This window comes from Parasphingomonas halimpatiens (assembly GCF_036663795.1).
Classification (GTDB): domain Bacteria; phylum Pseudomonadota; class Alphaproteobacteria; order Sphingomonadales; family Sphingomonadaceae; genus Sphingomonas.
Genome location: NZ_JAXOJP010000023.1, coordinates 61,652 through 79,991, shown reverse-complemented (window position 1 = coordinate 79,991; position 18,340 = coordinate 61,652). Strand labels below are relative to the sequence as shown.

Below are 18,340 nucleotides of genomic sequence, written 5' to 3'. Positions count from 1 at the left end.
CCATCGGCAACATCCCACCTGCCGAAGCCGAAGATCAATATTATGCTGCCGCGGACAACATCGATATGGCAGCGTGACTCACAACCCAACGCCTCCGGCAGACCCGGCGCGGTTCAAGGGCCCAGGCCGCTCAGCCTATAGTACGACACGAGCGTGACGGTATTTTCCCAAATCGCAAAGTGGAAAAGCGACTCATCACCCACCCGCTAACCTACAGGCCGCGATGCCCATTGCCCGCCGTCTAACCGGCTCGGCGGCCACCGAACGGACAGCAGCTTACGAGACAGCCTCTCAGGACACGGACGGGCGTAGATTTGGGCGCATTGCCGATGGTCTGCTTCTCGATCTGCAACCGGCAGCTTCTGTCACGAGCAGCCGTTCGTAGTTGACGCGGCAATAGCCAGCATTGGTCGACTCCTGCCATCAGCATGCCTGGTCGGTGACGATCCATGCGCGGTCGTTCACACCGCCTCGGCTGCTCCCCAAAACCGGACGCCCATTCATGTTGCGATTTTGGTCTCAATAGGCGCCGTTACCTGACTGGCAGGTTTTAAAGAATATCCGCGGATAGCTGTCGGAATGGGAGCTCATTGTCAAAGCTCGACGCGATAAAGCCAGGCACGTGCCAGATCGGTCCCCGTCTTGGGGGAATATCCCTCGCTGAAAGGGAAAATGATGCGTGCGCCGAGTGGGTCTCCCTCAAAGATGTGGTAGAGCGCGAAGCCAAGCGCCTGCGCCTTCGTGCCCAGCGGGCATAGCATCACGCTGGTGCCGCGGTTTCGGGCCAGTCTCTGCTCGATGATCTCGCCTAGCACCGACGCCGTCCCGAACGGGTCGTTCGCGGGTGCGAAAGAACGGTGCGTCTCGGAGAAGTCGGGGTCGCCGAGCTCGTCGGCCGCACGACGCGATCTCAGCACGCTTTCCTGATACATGTCGGCCCGCAACGACGGCAGGCCGAACACCTGGTGCTTCTCAGCCTTGTCCTTGTTCTCGGCGACCGCGGCCAGAAGGCGATCATCATATCCCATCCCGATCACTAGGAAGTTCTCGCCGCCCCGCATGCTCGAAGCTCCCTCGAATCCCCGAACGGGGCGCACTTCGAGGATCGACCCTGTCGAGAAAGGTGTCTTCTCCTTGAGCGCGTAGTGCGTGGGCTCCGCGTACAGCATGTCGATGACGCGGACCCCGAGGCGCTTCAAATAGAGCGTGATGAACATCAGATGGGGCCGGAGGATCCCGGTGATGTCTATACAAAGCCGCGTTCGCGCAACGTCGAGCTTACCGCTCGCGAGCAAATAGTCGATCAGGGCTTTGCAGTAGATCGCCTCGTCCGAACTCGTGAGTTCGAACTTCTCGCCAACTGGCAGCTCGGCGCTGGAGAGCCCGTATTCCTCGTGGATCAGCCAGATTTTCTCGGTTGCCCCGATGTGGCCATATATCTCGGCGATCCGTTCGCCGAGGTTGAACGCGGAGAGGAAGAGGTCATAGGTGTCCGTCGCCTGCCAACCCCGGGCGCCGAAGATTTCCTGGCGCAGGTAAAGTCCGTAGTCGTGTGCCATGGGTTCAGTCGCCGAAAAGATCGTGTTGGCTGCCGCCGCCGCCGTCGGCGAAATCGTTGGACGCGCGGCGCGCCCGATCGAAGGGAGCGTTCATCCGGCTCGCCCAGTCAGTCTTCACCTTCTCGAAAGCCTCACCCATCTCGGGATCGAAGATCGCGTTCATCTCCGCCTCACTCAGAGGCTTGATGCCTCTGCGTCCGGTCGCTAGCCCCCACTTGGGCACCAGCATCCTGTTGAGCTGAAACTTGCCCGTCACCTGCTCGGAATTCCGCTCAGGCTGCCCCCCAAGGATCTCGACAAGAAATGAGTGGTCGAGGGCGAGTCGGAGGTTCCTCTGGGAGGTCTCGGAACCAACGCGCGCACTCACGCTGAAGCCGATGAGCGAGCATTCAATGGGGTTGTCCGCGAACCTGTTGATTCGGAAGAGCTCCGCCAGCCGATCAACAGCGATAAGGATCGCCTGCCCCTCGCCACCAGCTTTCCGCATATTGTTATAGAACCAGTCCGCTGCGGCGAGGGCACCCTTGCTTTCCGCATCAAGACTGATGCTGCCGGACTCGAAGGGTCGCTCACCTTGGAAGGTGGCCCAGTCGAAGGTCTGCTTCAGCAATGTGATCAGCGCTCTGGGCTGTCCCTCGGACATGCGAGTGAACTCGTCGAGTCCGCCGTAGTTGTATCTGATGGAGGCATCCCTAAACATTTGGGCGATCAGGTCCGACTTATAGTGGTCAAGCTTCTGCCGGTACCGTCCGGCGCCCTTAGAACTGACGAACGCCTCGCAGTCAGACCTGACCGACATCGCCGCCTGTGCGAGGTCCAAGCCCTTCGCCCACGCATTGAAGATGAGGAACGTGTTCAGCTTCTCCAGCAGAGGGGCACTGGGAACGGCGATCGCGTTCATGATTGCCTGAATGTCCTCGTCGTCCCGGACCCCGCCGATGCCACCGCGGGAAAGCCGGCCCGCCAATGCGTCCCGCAGATGAGCCATATGCGGTCTTTCCGGGGACGGCGCGCCCTTGACCAGTCTCATGAAGAGCGGATCGAAGGGATCGCGTTTAGGCTCCTCGAACCAGTCCGTAAGACGACGGCCTCGGCCGGCCAGTCCAGTCGAGGACTGCGGCCAGAAGTTCTGAAGCCGGCGTTCGACCAGTAACGCCACCAGATCCCTGTATGTCTTCTCGTTACGCCGGAACCGGAGATCCAACCGCAACTCCTCAAACTCGGAGTCCCTGACGTTCTCCTCGCCCGCGCTCATCGTCGCGTAGGTCTTGATCCCGAACTGCCGTGCACCGATCTTGAGAGTGGCCGGCCCACGACGATCGCGCACCAGGGTGTTCACGTGCTTCTGCTGAGCCTCGGTCAGATTCTCAAGCTCGTCCAGCTGATAAGCGAAGAGGAAGCCGCCCAGAGCGCTGGAGCAATTCTGGAAGGCTTGGGGAATGCCGAAAATCAGCCTGCCCCGGCTGGCTGTGACGTTGGGGACCAGCTCGCCCGTGAATGCGGCGTTGTTGACTTGGTAGTCGAGCTCGCCTCTGCGCCGCTCGAGTTCGTCGATCAAAGTTCCAACGTCATTGACGGCTGGCGGATCGGAATCGAAAAGCTTGCGGACCGCCGCACAGAGCATCGGCTCAACATTATCTTGGACGTCGCCGACCAGCAGGTCGTCTATTACCCCGAGCGCCGCGATCCCGAGCGAAAGCTCGAGATAATAGGAGAACACCTCGAGCCAAGCCTCCTCGGACTGGCCCTTGCCTTGAAAACGGCCAGTCTCAAGCCCGCTGCACAGAGTGTATATACCCACGTACCCGTCAACCCGGGCACCGGCGAGCGGCTCCACTCTACCCCTTTCGAACCGCTTCTTCTGCAGGGCGAAGGAGGCGTAGCGCATGAGGTGCGTCTTGCCGCTACCTTTGCTGCCCAGGATGAACGTCGGCATCGGCGATGCGAATCTACCAGCACCGAAAAGCGAATCCGGGCTGTCAGGCGGTGCAATGTCAACCCAAAGCTCCTGGATCTGGTCGTCGCTCAGATCGTTGGCCTTCGTCAGGCTGAACGGGTTGCTTGGTGTCACACCGGACATCACCATGAGACCTTCGGGTATCGCCGGAAGATCGGTCGCCAGGGTCGTGAACCGGTATGGTCGCACCAAAATATCGGGAGACTGTTGTCCGGCGTGTTATGCGCGAAGCCAATGTAGAGTTGGCCATCCTCCCAACCCAGCGGATGCGCAGGCACCAACTGGCGTCCATAGCGAAGGCAGGTAACCTCCGTCGGCAACCGAAGTGGGGCGATCTTCGGCTCGACGTAGAGGCGGGAATCCGTCGCGAAGGCCCGGAATGTAGAGTCGAGCTCGACTACAGGATAGACCTCGTCGAACGCCGAGTGGGTGCGTAGATGCTCGATCCCGTCGGAAAGCCCGAAAATCGGATAGTAGTAGGTCTTTACCCCCGGGCTGATGCTCTTCAGGGGCTTCACGACCCGATCGGAGTACTCTTTTCCCTGATGTCCTGAGCCGCACAGATCGTCGATGAAGACATAGCGGGTTATGTTGGGATCATGGACCTTTAGGCCGCCACCGGACCCGATCGCCGAAAGGTCGAATATGTCCGAACCGTGCAGGAAGAGGTTCTTCGGCAGGGAATTCTCCTGCCGGAAATAGTAAAGGAGCAGCGCGCTGCTCTCCGACGGATTGCCAAGCGACACGAAGCGCGTGCGCCGCAGCTCAGTATCGACCATGCTGCCGACCATGCCAAGCGTGATCGAGGGATGCAGTCCTGAGCGCACCTCCTTGGCGACCTGCGGGCGGAAGGTGTCGCGGAAGAGAGAGCGGAGCAGGGCTCTGATCTCGTTCACACCGAAATACATGAAGTTCGAAAGCAACCGGAGTGCCTGAAGCTGCTCATCGGCGTCTGGATCGTCGTGCTCGTCGAACTGATCGAGCCAGTCGAGCACCTCGGGCCAGTCCGCCCTTCGCTCCCAGATGGAGCTGTGCAGAGTCTTGATCTTTGTCTGCAACTCGTCAGTGACGGGATCATGGCTCGGACCGCTACGCACCTGCGCGCACCCGCTTCAAGAGGAAGACTGACTCCTGCTGGATCACGCCCGCGGTGCGGTTGCGCTTCGTCATCAGGCCCCGCGAATCAATCGAGTCGATGAGATGAAGCTTAGTGGAGAAGCCGAGACCCTCTGCGATCCGTTGCAGGAAGAATGGCGTCGGAAACTCGAGGCCGGCGACGAGGTTCGGCCCGACCACGAGGACCAGGCTGCCGTCATGCCTCATCGTGCGCGACAGTTCAGACAACGCATCTCTCATCTCCAGCAGGTAGCGCTGTGCGATGCGCGCACGAAGCGGGTTGCGCTCGACGATCTGTTCTAGGAGGGAATCGGCCTCCGCCACGCCCGTCCCCGAAGGCTCGAGCGCCTCGTTGGCGGCGAGGTGCTCGCGCCCGATCGACTGCCGCTCAATGGGCCGCAGTTTGCAATCGGGAGTCAGGCCAAGCCATCCGAGGGACAGGCTGGACGCCCGCACGTATTTCTGAGCCCCGACGTAGGGCGGTGACGTGATGGCGAGACCCACCGATGCCTCTGCGAGTCCGAGTGACCGCGCATCGGAGAAAATCTCCGCCTGATCGCCTGCGAACCCTTGTCCGAGTTCGGGACAACGCTGGATGTTCTGGCTGGCGATGCTCCAGAACACCGCCCCCACGTCGATCTTGGCGAGGCGCCCGAGACGCCGAATGACCTCATCGCCCTTCGCCCCGTATCTCGCGCTTCGGTCAGGGTTGATCTTGACCGGGACCGACAATCTCGGGTCAGCATAGCTGACGCGCCTTACCGTCGCTGAGAAGCTGACGTCGAACACCGGCCGATGCGGTGCAGACACGCTGCGCTCGATGGCCGTCTTCAACCTTCCCAAGCAATCGGAGATCCTCTCCGAGAACCAGTAGTCGCGGTTCACGACATCGGGAATCGTCGGCGATACCGCGGGATAGGCCGCCATCACCTCGTCGAGTTGTCGTCGGGCGACCTCCCGATCCAACGGCGTAAGCTTAGCCTTCGTGACGAGTCTCGCCAATGGATTGGAGTCCGAGCCTACGGGACGCAGGCCGGCCAGCGCCCCCTCGTAAAGCACCGTCCCGGAACCGCAGAACGGATCGAGCAGCGCGCTGCAGGCCACAGTTGGTAGTGCGGCAAGGAAAAACTGCGGGATGTTTACGAGTAGTTTCGCAGGATATGGATGGATCGCGTGAGCGCTCTTGCTCGTGCCGCCATCCGAACTGATGAGCTGCCGGAAGTTGACCTCAATCGCCGACCCCCCGGATTCGAAGCGTGCGACTAGGTCGAGCAGACTGCTCTCAGCCGCCCCCCTCCGTTCCCGCTGCCTCGCACTCATCGACATGAAGTTGCCACCCTCCCGCACGGGATAGACATCGAGGCAATTAAGGCAACCACTCGATGACCTTGGGCGTCGCCGCCGCCCGGGGCGACCGGCCGCTCTATGCCGCGTCGCGTGCGCGGTCAGCGCCAAAACGATCGAAACCACTGTGTTCGACGCACTCAAGAAAATGGTGCACAACCTCCGACAACAGCCAACCAAAGCTCACGCTTGTCGCGCATTCGATGGGCGGGTTCATTGCTCGCTAGGTGATTGAAGCGTTCGGAGACTGGAAGGAAACGCTCGCGCTCGTCAACTACGGCACGCCCATCGCGGATCCGCCAATGCACTAAGGTCTGTTGAGATTCAGGATTCCCATTGTGTTTGATTTCTGATTCAAGCTTTGGATGGACAGGCTTGTTTTGACGGACGCCCAGTGGGCGAAGATGGAACCGCATTGCCTTGGTAAGCCAAGCGATCCTGGGCGCAGCGGGCGGGATAATCGGCTGTTTGTCGAGGCGGTCTTGTGGATCGTGCGAACGGGCAGCCCGTGGCGCGATCTGCCGATGCATTTCGGCAAGTGGAACACGGTGTTCGTGCGGTATCGCGATTGGGTGAAAGCCGATGTTTTCAAGCGGTTATTCGATGCCGTCTCAGAGGAGCCGGACATGGAATATGCCATGGTCGATGCGACGATCGTCAAGGTTCACCGTCATGGACAGGGCGCAAAAGGGGGACTCAGAGCCAGGCCATAGGCCGCTCCAAGGGCGGGATGACCACCAAGATCCTCGCGTTGACGGATGCGCTGGGCAATCTGGTCCGCTTCGTTCTTCTACCCGGGCAACGCTTCGATACCGTCGGCGTCGCACCGCTGATCGAGGGGATCGAGTTCGGTGCGCTGCTCGGCGACAAGGCCTTTGACAGCAACGATATCATCGCCGACCTCAACCAACGCGGCGCCAAAGTTGTCATCTCCCAGCACCCGCGACGGGCTCAGCCGATCGCGATCGATCGGGAAATGTATAAATGGCGCCACCTCATCGAGAACTTCTTCTGCAAATTGAAAGAGTTCAAGCGCATCGCCATGCGCGCTGACAAAACCGATCAGAGCTTCAAAGCCGCAATCTACCTCGCCGCCGCTGTCATCAATTCACGATGAATCTCAACAGACCTTAGGCTATCTCAACAACGGGTTCAGCAAAGGAATTGGACCGCGCAAGCCGATCTGTCGGGTGCATCAGGGTGATGGACAGCGTATATCAATTGCTGCCGCCCTACCGAACTGCCAAACGTCCTGACCGAAAGATAAAACATGTCCGAGATGGCCGACCTGCTGCGCGACGGCACGATCTCCGACCCTTTCTTCGAGGTGCTCAACGACGGGGACTGGAATGCCTGTATCGGAAAGCAGGGCGACGAGACGAATTATGTCGAGGGGTATCTGCAGGCCGCGCAGCTGCTCGTCGACACGCTGCTCGAGAAGAGGCTTTATGGCAGTCGCGATACGCTCGCGATGCCGATCCTCTACAATGCCCGCCACGGCCTCGAGCTTGCGCTCAAATACATCTTACGCGAGCTGGTCGCGATCGGCATGGCAACCGCGCGGGCCGGCGCGGATGACCACGACCTGCGGGCCTATTGGGAGCATCTGAGCGCCCAGAAGATCGGCGACCTGGCGTGTCGTGACCAGCTCACGGAGCTCAAACCGTTCGTCGAGAGCTTCATGCAAAAGGATATCGACGGGCAGGAGCTTCGCTATTTCGAGAACCGCGAGGGCAAGCAAAGCCTCGAAGAGTTAGCGGTGGTCAATCTACCGCTCATGCAGGCGGCGATCGAGGAACTGCGCGACATCGTGCAGCGGTTGATGGACCGGGTGTTCCGCCTCGGCCAGGAACATGTGGCGGGCACGAAGACCAAGGAATGCTCGCGATCGGACCTGATAGCGATCGCCAGGATCGTGGGGCCGCAGACGAGCTGGAGCGAGGACAGTTTTCTCGATCGTAAGGCCGAGGCGACGGCTCGGTTCGATCTCACCAGCAACGGCTTCTCGCGCGCGCTGACTGCGATCAGGGACTCCCGCGAGCTCAAGGTCCTGATCGGTCTCGACACACCGCTCACCTACCTTACGGCAGACAAGGCGCTCGAGATCACGCAGCGTTGGCTCGATGCGCATCCGCCGGAGCCAGCGGCGGAAGCCACGATGATCGATGCTGCGACCATCAGCTTCGATGACATCATGGACTATGGCGACACCATGCGGGTGCTCAACGACGCCGCCCTGGCCTTGCTGTCCGTTGAGGAGTTCGCCGATCTCCAGACGATCTTCTATGTCGGTCGTGACCGGCGATACGGCGAGGAATATCCGGCCTATCTCGCCCACACCCTGAAGACGCATCAGCTCGATAATCGGCGGTACGAGAAGGCGCACCACATTCTGAGCAAGCTCAATTTCATCGACGGCTTCGTTGCTGGGCTGCGTCGCGTTGGCCAGCCCTCGCTCGCCGATCAGGTGGCGGCGCTCCGCGCGCAAGCCCAGGCTGCAGCAGGTTGAAGGGCCTCCGCTCCGCCCTGCTGTCGTCGTCGGCGACAGGCGCCCTGCCCATGGGTGCCCCCCTCCAGGCGCCGGTTATCGCGCGTTTCTATTATTCCGAGACCTTCGAGCATCTGATCAGGTCGAACGCGCCCGAAATCCAGCGCAGGCTGATCGACCTGCCCCTCGCCTTTCGCGCGCGGCAACTCGCACCGGTCTTCATGGGCGTCGAGGATCCGGACCCGGGAGCCATCTGGGCGCTTTTGCGCGCCTATCTGGACACGATCGAGGCGCGCATTGCGGAGATCGCCGCGCGCCACTCGCCAGCCTATTGGTTTCATCTCTATCGGCGGATTGCGCCGATGCTGTCGTCCAATCATGTCGGCAAGCGGGATGCGACGACCGTCGTGCTCGTCCGGCAGATCGCCGAGCTCGCCTATCTCAAACATGGCAACCAGGCGACGACCGCCGATCTCGGCGCGATTGGCCGAACCACGTTCGATACGTTTCTGGGCGGGTATTACAAGACGGCGATGGTGCGGGCGCTTGGCTCGCTGGCCAATGCCCGGCGACACTATGCGGGCCAGAAGGCGACGAGCCAGTCTGTCATGCTCGCCTTCGACGAGGAGGATCTGTTCTCGGCGTTCGAGGTCGAAGGCCTGGCCTATGAATATTGGAAGGCGTCTGCAGCGATGCGATCGCTCGGCAAAGGCGTCGGGTTCGACTGGGACGAAGAAACGCAGTGGCTCGCCGACCGCGGGGATGGTCCGCACCCAGTGTTGTTCGCCATTTTCGATCATCGAATTACCGGTGCGACCGGCCTGTTCACGCGCTTTGGAACCTGGACACAATTTGCTCGCGGGGAGGCGGATTTCTCCACAGCCTACCTTACGGCGTACAATCCCAACGGAACGATCGAGCAGTTTCCGACATGGGACGCCGCCAACAGGCAGATCGTTTATGGGCAATCCCGACTGAACTTTCATATCGGTCAGGTGCAGCTCCAGACGTTCCTGGAGGATCACACGTTCATGACCCGGGTGTTCGAAAAAAGGCACAAGGTGAAACTGGAGGCGGTGCTGTTCTGCCTGCGGATCGCGTCCTTTTTCGCGTTTTTCCCCGATCGCGCGATCTTCGAAAAGGATCCGGACCGGCAAAAGTCGATGATCCTGAGCAACCTCACCAACCTCGGTTTTAGAGGCTATAAGAATATTGGGCAGACGAGCGACACGATTGCGCAGGAAGCGCTTTGGTGGGCGAAGCAGATGCGGCACGAGACGGGTCTTGATGCGGCGCAGGTCCGTGCAGGGTTCGAATTCTTGCTACTGACAGAAACTGCGGCAACTTTCATCGGGCTGTGGAGCGGCGGCAAGCGGCCATTGCTCCTCCCCGTTCACGACGGCTTGATGATCGACACGACGGCCATCGTGCCCATACTCGTCAATCTGTTCGTGGGCGTGCGTGAGACGACCGGCTCCAAGGGCGACGTGTTCGAGGCAAGCGCGCGCGCGATGCTGCGCGCTGCGGGTCTCGATATCGTCTTTAATGGCGAGATCGTCTTTGACGACGGTTCCGTGCGCGAGATCGATGCCGCGGTCCGGATCGGCAACCGGCTGGTGCTGGTCGAATGCTTCTCGTTCGAGAAGCCGCTCGATTATGAGGTCGCCAAGCCGGGCATTTTTCAGTCGCGGATTGGGCGCATCGGCGAGAAGATCACGCAGGCTCAAACCTTGGCAGAGGCGATCACGCGCAATCCGAAGGGCACGAATTTCGACTTCTCCTGGGCAGATGCGATCGAATGGCGGCTGGCGACGCCATCGGTCGAATTCGCGTGGGGGCTGAGCGACGATCAGTTCGATGCGCTGGGCGTTCCGCGGGTGCTGCAAATTAGCGAACTCAGCAGCTACCTGCTCGACGGCACAAATCCAATCGCGCCGTTCCGTCCGGTGCTTCAAGCACTACGCGACGCTTAGTTCTTGTTGCGGACTTGCCGCCATCTCGTGCAAAGTGAGAGCCCACTTCGCGATGATGTCTGCTTCGTCAGGCCGGGTCCGCTGACCAAACGGCAGCTTTCGGGATCAGGGCTGGTTGCCTCGAACGACCGCAATTAGGGCGCGTAGGTCCCACCGCAAGGTCGTCCGACAAACGTTCGATTAAGTCAACTCGCCGCTCCAAAGCCGCCATTCCGCTATCCACCAACTGTGTCGATCGCCGCTTGGTGAACGTACGTCGGCTTCCGGGAAAAGTGGCCGGGCGGCCGCAGGGCCGAGCTTGAGGCGCTTAGCCGGACGGATAAATATTGAGAGTTCATCCCCAAAGTGAGTTCAGCCTAGCCCTGTTTCAATGCTCATCAGGGCTCGAATGAGGGGCATTCCCAGACAATCCACCAGCACGTGGCCAGCGACGCTGGCCGAGTCTGGAGCGGGCCTGTTGTCGCGCGCTGCCGGCGTGCTGTGCAGCGCCGGGCAGAGATCGGCGTTTGATTTTTTTGGGGCCCGCCGGCGCGCCGGCTTGGCGCTCGGTCGGTGCGCCCGGTTTTGTGAGCTGACGACAAGTGCCGTCCTGCCCCTCAAAGCCCGACCCAGCACCTTGCTCCGACCGCCGCGTTCCGGGGAGCCGTTTCTGCCGGGGAGCGGCGTTGCCGCTTGGCTTTGCCGCGCAATTGCGCGAGGCATTGTGTCACGCCGGATCCGATTGAGAGGTGGCCCACCTGCAATTCGGCCGCCGTCCAAAACATCGAAATTGGCCTTCGGGCGCGATCTGCAGCGTCAGTCACCCCACATAATTCTGACCCAAGCGAAACGTGGCGCCTACGTCAGCGCCGCCGAGCCATCGGAACTCGAAGCAGGGCCAAAGCAGATCGAGATCAAGATCCCGGTCGTTCCCGCCGCGTTTGCCCGCAAGCAGCGCGGGGCCGGCAAAAATATGTTCTTCGCCGGCGGGTATGATGTGCATCGCGAGGCTGAACTGAGACCCGCCGTCCCGGGAATCGCCTCTGGAATAGACAACCCAGCGCACCAACTTATCAACGCCTATGTCGGTGGCCATTACGTCGCCGCCGAGGATCTCCGGCACGGAAGCAGGGTCTGCCCTGTCGTACACGAGCACGCCTGTCTCGCGCACTGCTGGGTCGAACAGCATCGCCATGGTCGGTTTTAGCAGAACAGTTTCCCCAGATCGAACCGCGTCAGGACCGACTCACCTCTTGAGCACTCGCCGTCGACATACGGCGCAGGCGTCGACTTCGTGCATCCCATAGCGCCGACGATCTGGCGGACAAGTTGCCTATTCCCGCGTGGGCGATTGTTGTTGGGCCCCACGGCAGGGCCCGTCATTCAGCGGCAACTGATTAGACTAACGGCCCCGGCATCGTCGCCTCTGCATCAGCCCTGGTCGGGCCTTGTTCTTCAAATTCCGCCGGCTGCCCTTGGTGCCTCTGCAATGGCTGAGCTGCCCGAAGGCTGGCTGCGCCTCGATCGCCTTACCGCAACTGCGCGCCGGCTACTTTCTTCCCCTGGGCTCACGCCCATTCCTCGCGAGGCAACAAAGCACCCGTCGCGCGGTCCTCCGCTTCGCTTCGGGCTGCGCTGCGGCGGCGACCGCCTTCGGCCTTTCGCACGCCATCGAGGCGCATCGGGCGGCTCGAAGCGAAGGAGAATGAACATGGCGAACATTGGCAGCTTCAAGAAGGTTGGCGGCGAGTATCAGGGCGAGATCATGACGCTCAACGTGCAAGCGAAGAATGTCCGGATCGTGCCCGAAGAGGCCGCTGCGAACGACGCAGCACCCACCCATCGGGTGTTCGTCGGTCGCGCAGAGATCGGTGCCGCCTGGTCGAAGAAGTCGGCCGAGGGTCGCGACTATCTGTCGGTGAAGCTCGACGATCCGAGCTTCACCAGTCCGATCTTCGCCAATCTGTTCGACGACGAGGGTGCCGACACCTGCAGCCTGATCTGGTCCCGACCACGCCGCGCCAGCAACGACTGACCGAGAGTGGCGTCTCGCCCGGCGGTGCCGGGCGGGGCGCCATCCTTGCATTGGAGCACTTCGCTATGTGCAACAAAATTTCCGATACCGAGGCTCTCGAGCGAATCGCTGCCGCGCTGGAATCGATGCCCGACTGGCCCAGGGCCGTGTTCGTCCGGCACAGGTTCGACGACGCGGATTACAGCACGATCGCCGCCGAGCTGCGCATCAGCGTCAAGTTGGTCGAGCGTCACTTCGCGACTGCGATGCTGCATTTGCACCGCGCGGTTTTCGAGGATGATCAGCCATGACATTCTCTTCGGGAACTCTCGGACACGGCGGATTGGCTCAAGGATGGAGCGATTATACGCTTGGCAAACGCCTCGTTCGCGGCGAGTCTGCGGCCGTGAAAACCAGTCTCGACCACCTTCCGGACAGCAAGCGTCGCGAGCTTGAGCGCGTCGTACAGATCATCTTCGAGGAGTTCGGGGATGCGCTGGCGCTCGCCACCCAGCAGTGGAAAAAGAAGGGCCGGATCCAAAAGATTCTACTCTACGGCTCATATGCGCGTGGTGGCTGGGTCGATGAACCGCATACCGCCAAGGGCTATCAATCGGACTTCGATCTACTGATCATCGTCAACGACAAGCGTCTGCTGGACCGCGTGGAATATTGGTCGAAAGTCGACGACCGGCTGATCCGGGAACTCTCGATCACGAAGACGCTGCGCACCCCCGTGAACTTCATTGTGCATACCCTGCAGGAGGTGAATGACGGACTCGCCCAGGGTCGCTATTTCTTCATGGACATCGCGCAGGACGGCATCGCGCTCTATCAATCCGAGGACAGCGAGCTTCATCAGCCGACGCCAAAAACGCCAGCGGAAGCGCTTGCCATGGCACAGGAATATTTTGACGAGTGGTATCCGACCGCCGGTCAGTTCCACGGATCTGCACAGCATTCGATTGCACAGGGCTGGCAAAAGAAGGCGGCTTTTGATCTACACCAAGCCACCGAACGGCTGTATCATTGCGTTCTGCTGGTCTGCACATTCTATACGCCTCACGTGCACAATCTCGGCTTCCTGCGCACTCAGGCAGAGCGCATTGACCCGCGCCTTGCGTATGTCTGGCCTGTCGAAAATCGCAAGGACCGTGCGATGTTCGAGAAGCTGAAAGAGGCTTATGTGAAGGCCCGCTACTCGAAACATTATCGCATCAGCGACGAGGAGCTGGCGTGGCTTGGTTCACGCGTTGAGGAACTCGGTCGCGTCGTTCAGGCGGTCAGTTTGGAGCGAATTGCCGAGCTTGAGAAGGCGGTTCGCGCGGCAGCCTGAAGTCGATTTTCCTGCTCCTCCAGGGCCGGTTTCTGTCTGTCCCCACCGCAATGATCGTGCTGGCTGATCGCTGAAAAGGCGGCTCACCCGAACACAATTCCGAACTGCTTTCTTGGTCGCGATCGACGGTTAGGTTGTGCACGACGCGTTCAGCGATCGCACGTCGGGCCGATTCATTTTGGCGCCAGTTGCGAACGTTCCGTTGCCATATTTGACCCGCTATGGCGCGCCAGCTGTCCCTCGAATGATGGTCGCCGCCGTTGGCGGCTCAGTGGACTTTCGGCGGGGTGATCGGGTTGGGTGGCGGGGAAGTGCAGGGGGAGGGTATAAGCAAGATAAAGCGGGAAACGGCTCACCGTATTCTTCCCGCCAAGCTATTGTCTGCACATCGTTTTTTAGAGAGACCGTTTGCCTCACGGGTTGTGCCTCGCGAGACTGTTTGGCGATATCGCGACCGCAAACCCGCAGAAAAGCTGGCCTTTTTCGCGAGATACTTGCCGGTACCGACGGCCGTTCCTCATATCCTTATGATGGCACAGGACGACGACCATTTCGAGGCCCGCCCCGGACGCATCCGCTCGAAAGGCGGGCGCGATGCGAGCCTTCGGGCGCAGATCCTCGCGCGCACTGCGCGCCTCGGTGGCAACCCGCGCCGCGTCGGCGCCCCATCGCCCGGCGGCGGTGGTACGCCGCGCACCGGACGCTTCAATGCGCGGGGGCGTGGCGCGAAGTTCGCAGCTGCGTTTCCGCGCGGGAACGGCTGGTCGTTCGACAGCCGCAGCGGCACGCGCGTGCGGCCGCGCCGGGTGGCGGTGAAGGCGCGGGTCGTGAAGCTTGCCGGCAAGGCCGGCGCGGTCGCTGCGCACCTGCGCTATCTCGAGCGCGACGGCGTCAGTCGCGATGGCGAGCCGGGGCGATTTTACTCGACCTTCGCCGACACGGCCGACGGTAAGGGATTCGCCGAGCGCGGTCTCGATGATCGCCACCAGTTCCGCTTCATTGTCGCGCCGGAAGACGGTGCCAAATTCGACACGCTGAAGACGGTCACGCGCGATCTGATGGCGCAGATGGAAAAGGACCTCGGCACGAACCTCGACTGGGTGGCGGTCGATCATTTCGACACCGGTCACCCGCACACCCATGTCATTGTTCGAGGGGTGACCGAGGACGGCAAGACCCTCAACATCGCCGGTGACTATATCGCCCACGGCGTGCGGCACCGCGCGGCGGAAATCATGACCCGAGCGCTGGGACCGCAGAGCGAGCTTGAGCTGCGCGAACAGCTCGCGCACGAGGTCGATGCCGAGCGGCTGACGCGGCTCGATCGCGCCATCCTTGAGCGTGCTGAGAACAACGTCATCGACCTGCGCCAGGATCGTGGCGCTGCGATCGATAACAACGGGTTTCAGCAACTGCTTGTCAGCCGCGCGCGGCAACTCGAGCGGATGGACCTGGCCGAGCCGCACGGCAATCTCACCTGGTCGATCGCGCCCGATCTGGAGAAGAGCCTCAGCGACCTTGGCCGGCGCGGCGACATCATCCGCACCATGCACAAGGCAATGGAGCGCGGGCCGCAAGGTCGGCGGCCCGAGCTGTATGCGATCCACGATCCCGCGCGCGATAGCGCGGCCGTGATCGGGCAGGTTGTCGCGCGAGGCACCGCCGGCGAGTATCACGACCGGTCCTGGCTGATCGTCGACGGCATCGATGGTCGGACCCATTATGTCGATGTCGGCAGCGACGATCAGCTTCCTTCGCGCGGCAGCCTCGTCCGGCTGGATCCCCGCCCGGTCGAGCCCCGGCAGTCGGACCGGACGATCGCTGAGATCGCAGGCCGGCATGACGGGCAATACAGCGTCGCCATTCACCTGGCCGACGATCCCGGCGCCAGCGAGGACTTCGCGCGAGCGCACGTCCGTCGGCTCGAGGCGATTCGACGCGCGACCGGCGCGGTCGAGCGCAATGCCGATGGCAGCTGGACGATCGCGCCCGACCATCTCGACCGCGTGGCCGACTATGAGCGAGCCCGCGCGGGCCGATCGCCTATAGCGATCACCACGCTGTCGACCATGTCGGTCGGGCGGCAGACAACGCTCGAAGCGCCGACCTGGCTCGACAAGGAACTGGCGGCAAGCGAGCCGCTCGCGCTTGCCGGTCACGGGTTCGGCAAGGACATGGCCCGCGCGCTGTACCAGCGTCAGCAATGGTTGGTCGATCGCGAACTCGCCGACATCGATGGCGACCGCCTGACGATCCGCCCCGGCATGAGCGAAGCGCTGAGCCAACGCGCGATCAGCAACCTCGTCGGGCAGCTCAGCCGGAACATGGGGATGGAGGGCCGCGAGGCGGTTGAGTACGAGCGCGTGGACGGCGTCTATCGTCGCTCCGTCGAAGCGGGCTCGAAGCGGTTCGCGCTGATCGAGAAATCCCGTGAGTTCGTCCTCGTGCCGTGGCGGCCGGAGATGGAGCGCTACATCGGCCGGCAGATGACGGGCATCGCGCACGGCGACGCAATGAGCTGGGAGCTTGGTCGCGGCCGCGCCGGACCCTCGATCGGCATGTGAGATCCGCGCTGTCGTAGAAAGACAAGTCGTGGCGTAACCACGGTCCGTTCCGGAATTTGCGCTGAGCAGCGACAATGGCGGCAAGCGGCGGACAGCCTCACCCTCAAGCCCCCGAGCGGGCTGTTCGCCGCGACCATCTTGCCGGTATTGTCCATGAAGACCTTCAAGAAGCGCCACCAACTGTTCCTGGCCGAGGACATCAGCCGGCGGCTGGAGCAGCGGTCGAAGAACTCCGGCAAGCCGAAGTCTGATATCCTCGTCGAAGCGCTCGAGGCCTTCTTCAACAAGCGTGATGGTGGTGAGAACCTCGAGGCGATCTCGGTTCGGCTCACTTCGCTCGATCGAAAGAATGAAGTGCTGTTGCGCAAACAGAGCCTCTTTTGGGAAGCCTTTGCGAGGCTGTTGCGACATCACCTGATGATGTCAGCGGCGCTGCCAGCGCCCGACCAGGCGCAGAAGGCCGCGGCGGCCCGGCACTTCCAGAATTTTATCGACGAGATGGCTGAGCGCCTCGCAGGCAAGGATGCAGAACCATCGGACGATCCGGCCATCGACAAGCTGAGGAAATTTCATTGAGCAACGATGTGCAAGGGCGGCTGGTCGAACCCATCGCGGTTCGAATTCCGGAAGCGTGCCGCATGATCGGGATTGGTCGCTCGAAGCTCTACGAACTGATCACGTCGGGCGACATCGAGACGATCAAGATCGGCGCCAGCCGGCTGGTGCTCGTCGCCAGTCTGACAAAATTTGTGGACGAAAAGCGCGGCACGCGAAGTCTGAAGGCCGCCTTATGGGCGACGCCATCTGCGGGCTGATCGCCGCGCTTTGAGCGGGGAGGTGATATCGGACGAGATTGGCTCAGCGGACGGACGATCGAGCAGTTTGAGTGCCTGATGACCGAATCGGCGTCATCTGCTTGAAGAGCCGGTCGGATTTCATTTTGAGAAATTCGCGCAGCTTCTTTCGTTCTGTGGCGTCTCTCCAGGCCGGCCATCAAGCTCCCGCCCACGGACATCGCGCTCCAACTTCACGCCGTCGCGAAGCGCATCGAGAAGGACGAAGCGAAAGCCCGGCCTCAGCTGCTTCGGCGCGCAGCCGCGGGATTGAACCTCGGGGAGGGCCGGAGGCGGCGCTGATCGCGTCGGCGAAGCCGGCGCCATCCGCACCGTGTTATTTTCGTTGCAGGACACTCGCCTGCGGCCTGCTTCGTCAAAAGCGCTTGCCGCGCTCCTCGGGCAAGGCATCCCAATGCTCGTCAAGCCTGACATAGACATGTCGTGTACCTGGTGTATCTCCCTTCGGCAGCACCGTCATCCGGGTGACATGGGAAATAAGCGGCGTCGGAGGATCGCCCGCCTGCTGTCGCCGGTAGTGACCGAGGTAAACCAAATAGCCCCGGGTTTCGATGCCATGAGACATCCCGACAAAGGTGCCGGCGTGATTAAGCCGCTGCGTCGTCGAGCAATCGCTCCACGCCCCATGTAGATCCGAAAGCCAATCCGCTAGGCGCGCCGCTGCTTCGAGCGCGGCATCATCGGCGATCCCCGCTATGTCTGTTTCGAGAGCATCCCTGACGGCAAAGTCTCCGAGAAAGGCGTTCGGGGTTCTTACCGGCCGGACGGTGACAAAGACGGCCTTGCGCAAATACCGATCCATCTGCGCCATTATGGACTCGAGCTCATGCGGTTTGGGCTCATCGAAGACGGAAACACTGAGGCTGAACGCACGCGCGATGCTTCGAAGTGTTTGCTCATCGGGGCGGTGGCGACCGCTCTCCAGCTTCTCGATTGTCCGGGTCGAGAGACCGGCTTCGCTTGCCAGATTGTCCTGGGTCAGGCCTCGAAAGCGGCGCAAGAGCCTCAGTTGATATGCCAGAACGGCGGGGTCGCGTTTCACAGGAGTCATCTTCGTTGTCCGGTCAGAGGATGCAATGGCTATGGCTTGTGCGACTTGCCGTGTCCCCGAACGCAACCCGAACGAACGACCCGACCACCGAACCGCCGCAGGATA

The 18,340-nt window shown here is 61.5% G+C and carries 15 protein-coding genes; 9 read left to right on the top strand and 6 right to left on the bottom strand.

Translation table 11 applies throughout. The annotated features are described in order from the left end of the window. Window positions 1–593 precede the first annotated feature (593 nt). Genes U1839_RS19155 through U1839_RS19140 form a run of 4 tightly spaced genes read right to left on the bottom strand, consistent with a single transcriptional unit; the run spans window position 594 to window position 5,958 of the window. Window positions 594–1,559, bottom strand: coding sequence for a hypothetical protein (locus tag U1839_RS19155; RefSeq protein ID WP_332805180.1), 966 nt, complete (start codon window positions 1,557–1,559; stop codon window positions 594–596). 4 nt (window positions 1,560–1,563) lie between these two features. Further along, complete coding sequence (locus U1839_RS19150; RefSeq protein ID WP_332805179.1) at window positions 1,564–3,645, bottom strand: ORC-CDC6 family AAA ATPase; 2,082 nt, start codon at window positions 3,643–3,645, stop codon at window positions 1,564–1,566. Continuing rightward, window positions 3,639–4,613 carry a phosphoribosyltransferase-like protein gene (locus U1839_RS19145; RefSeq protein ID WP_332805178.1) on the bottom strand — a complete coding sequence of 325 codons (975 nt, stop codon included), beginning with the start codon at window positions 4,611–4,613 and terminating at the stop codon, window positions 3,639–3,641. Before U1839_RS19145 ends, U1839_RS19150 begins: the two co-directional genes overlap by 7 nt. Next, window positions 4,606–5,958 (bottom strand): TRM11 family methyltransferase, encoded by a 1,353-nt coding sequence (locus U1839_RS19140; RefSeq protein WP_332805177.1) that lies wholly within the window; start codon window positions 5,956–5,958, stop codon window positions 4,606–4,608. Before U1839_RS19140 ends, U1839_RS19145 begins: the two co-directional genes overlap by 8 nt. 383 nt (window positions 5,959–6,341) lie before the next feature. Between U1839_RS19140 and U1839_RS19135 the strand changes: the two genes are divergently transcribed. The 3 genes from U1839_RS19135 (at window position 6,342) to U1839_RS19125 (ending at window position 10,437) form a co-directional block, all read left to right on the top strand. Beyond that, window positions 6,342–7,093 (top strand): IS5 family transposase gene (locus U1839_RS19135; protein WP_332805176.1). Its coding sequence is split into 2 segments (ribosomal slippage): window positions 6,342–6,672 and window positions 6,672–7,093, totalling 753 coding nucleotides; the frame shifts between segments, so codons are not numbered across the junction. 162 nt (window positions 7,094–7,255) lie between these two features. Next, window positions 7,256–8,485, top strand: a complete 1,230-nt coding sequence (locus tag U1839_RS19130) for a hypothetical protein (protein WP_332805175.1) — start codon at window positions 7,256–7,258, stop codon at window positions 8,483–8,485. Then, on the top strand, window positions 8,482–10,437 hold the full coding sequence (locus U1839_RS19125) for a hypothetical protein (RefSeq protein WP_332805174.1): 1,956 nt from the start codon (window positions 8,482–8,484) through the stop codon (window positions 10,435–10,437). Before U1839_RS19130 ends, U1839_RS19125 begins: the two co-directional genes overlap by 4 nt. A gap of 799 nt (window positions 10,438–11,236) precedes the next feature. Here U1839_RS19125 and U1839_RS19120 read toward each other — a convergent pair. Further along, the gene (locus U1839_RS19120; RefSeq protein WP_332805173.1) at window positions 11,237–11,611 is read right to left on the bottom strand and encodes a hypothetical protein; all 375 of its coding nucleotides are present in this window, start codon (window positions 11,609–11,611) and stop codon (window positions 11,237–11,239) included. A gap of 516 nt (window positions 11,612–12,127) precedes the next feature. On the opposite strand from U1839_RS19120, the gene U1839_RS19115 reads away from it, so the two are divergent. The 6 genes from U1839_RS19115 to U1839_RS19090 all read left to right on the top strand — a co-directional run bounded on the left by U1839_RS19115 (window position 12,128) and on the right by U1839_RS19090 (window position 17,145). Continuing rightward, a complete protein-coding gene (locus tag U1839_RS19115; protein WP_332805172.1) occupies window positions 12,128–12,451 on the top strand; it encodes a DUF736 domain-containing protein in 324 nt (107 codons plus the stop codon). Between the two features lie 65 nt (window positions 12,452–12,516). After that, window positions 12,517–12,741 carry an RNA polymerase sigma factor gene (locus tag U1839_RS19110; RefSeq protein WP_332805171.1) on the top strand — a complete coding sequence of 75 codons (225 nt, stop codon included), beginning with the start codon at window positions 12,517–12,519 and terminating at the stop codon, window positions 12,739–12,741. Window positions 12,742–12,836: 95 nt separating this feature from the next. Continuing rightward, window positions 12,837–13,766, top strand: a complete 930-nt coding sequence (locus U1839_RS19105) for a HEPN domain-containing protein (RefSeq protein WP_332805184.1) — start codon at window positions 12,837–12,839, stop codon at window positions 13,764–13,766. Between the two features lie 530 nt (window positions 13,767–14,296). Continuing rightward, window positions 14,297–16,330 (top strand): DUF3363 domain-containing protein, encoded by a 2,034-nt coding sequence (locus U1839_RS19100; protein ID WP_332805170.1) that lies wholly within the window; start codon window positions 14,297–14,299, stop codon window positions 16,328–16,330. 153 nt (window positions 16,331–16,483) lie between these two features. Beyond that, entirely contained in the window at window positions 16,484–16,906 is a 423-nt protein-coding gene (locus U1839_RS19095) for a YlcI/YnfO family protein (protein WP_332805169.1), read from the top strand. Further along, window positions 16,903–17,145, top strand: a complete 243-nt coding sequence (locus U1839_RS19090; protein ID WP_332805168.1) for a helix-turn-helix domain-containing protein — start codon at window positions 16,903–16,905, stop codon at window positions 17,143–17,145. Before U1839_RS19095 ends, U1839_RS19090 begins: the two co-directional genes overlap by 4 nt. Before the next feature lie 394 nt (window positions 17,146–17,539). Here U1839_RS19090 and U1839_RS19085 read toward each other — a convergent pair whose 3' ends face one another. Then, a complete protein-coding gene (locus U1839_RS19085) occupies window positions 17,540–18,226 on the bottom strand; it encodes a helix-turn-helix domain-containing protein (RefSeq protein WP_332805167.1) in 687 nt (228 codons plus the stop codon). Window positions 18,227–18,340: the final 114 nt, after the last annotated feature.

Coding starts and splice junctions, on each gene's coding strand:
- U1839_RS19115 (WP_332805172.1), top strand. CDS start 12,128: ATGGCGAACATTGGCAGCTTCAAGAAGGTTGGCGGCGAGTATCAGGGC.
- U1839_RS19130 (WP_332805175.1), top strand. CDS start 7,256: ATGGCCGACCTGCTGCGCGACGGCACGATCTCCGACCCTTTCTTCGAG.
- U1839_RS19110 (WP_332805171.1), top strand. CDS start 12,517: ATGTGCAACAAAATTTCCGATACCGAGGCTCTCGAGCGAATCGCTGCC.
- U1839_RS19120 (WP_332805173.1), bottom strand. CDS start 11,611: ATGGCGATGCTGTTCGACCCAGCAGTGCGCGAGACAGGCGTGCTCGTG.
- U1839_RS19155 (WP_332805180.1), bottom strand. CDS start 1,559: ATGGCACACGACTACGGACTTTACCTGCGCCAGGAAATCTTCGGCGCC.
- U1839_RS19150 (WP_332805179.1), bottom strand. CDS start 3,645: ATGGTGATGTCCGGTGTGACACCAAGCAACCCGTTCAGCCTGACGAAG.
- U1839_RS19100 (WP_332805170.1), top strand. CDS start 14,297: ATGGCACAGGACGACGACCATTTCGAGGCCCGCCCCGGACGCATCCGC.
- U1839_RS19140 (WP_332805177.1), bottom strand. CDS start 5,958: ATGTCGATGAGTGCGAGGCAGCGGGAACGGAGGGGGGCGGCTGAGAGC.
- U1839_RS19095 (WP_332805169.1), top strand. CDS start 16,484: ATGAAGACCTTCAAGAAGCGCCACCAACTGTTCCTGGCCGAGGACATC.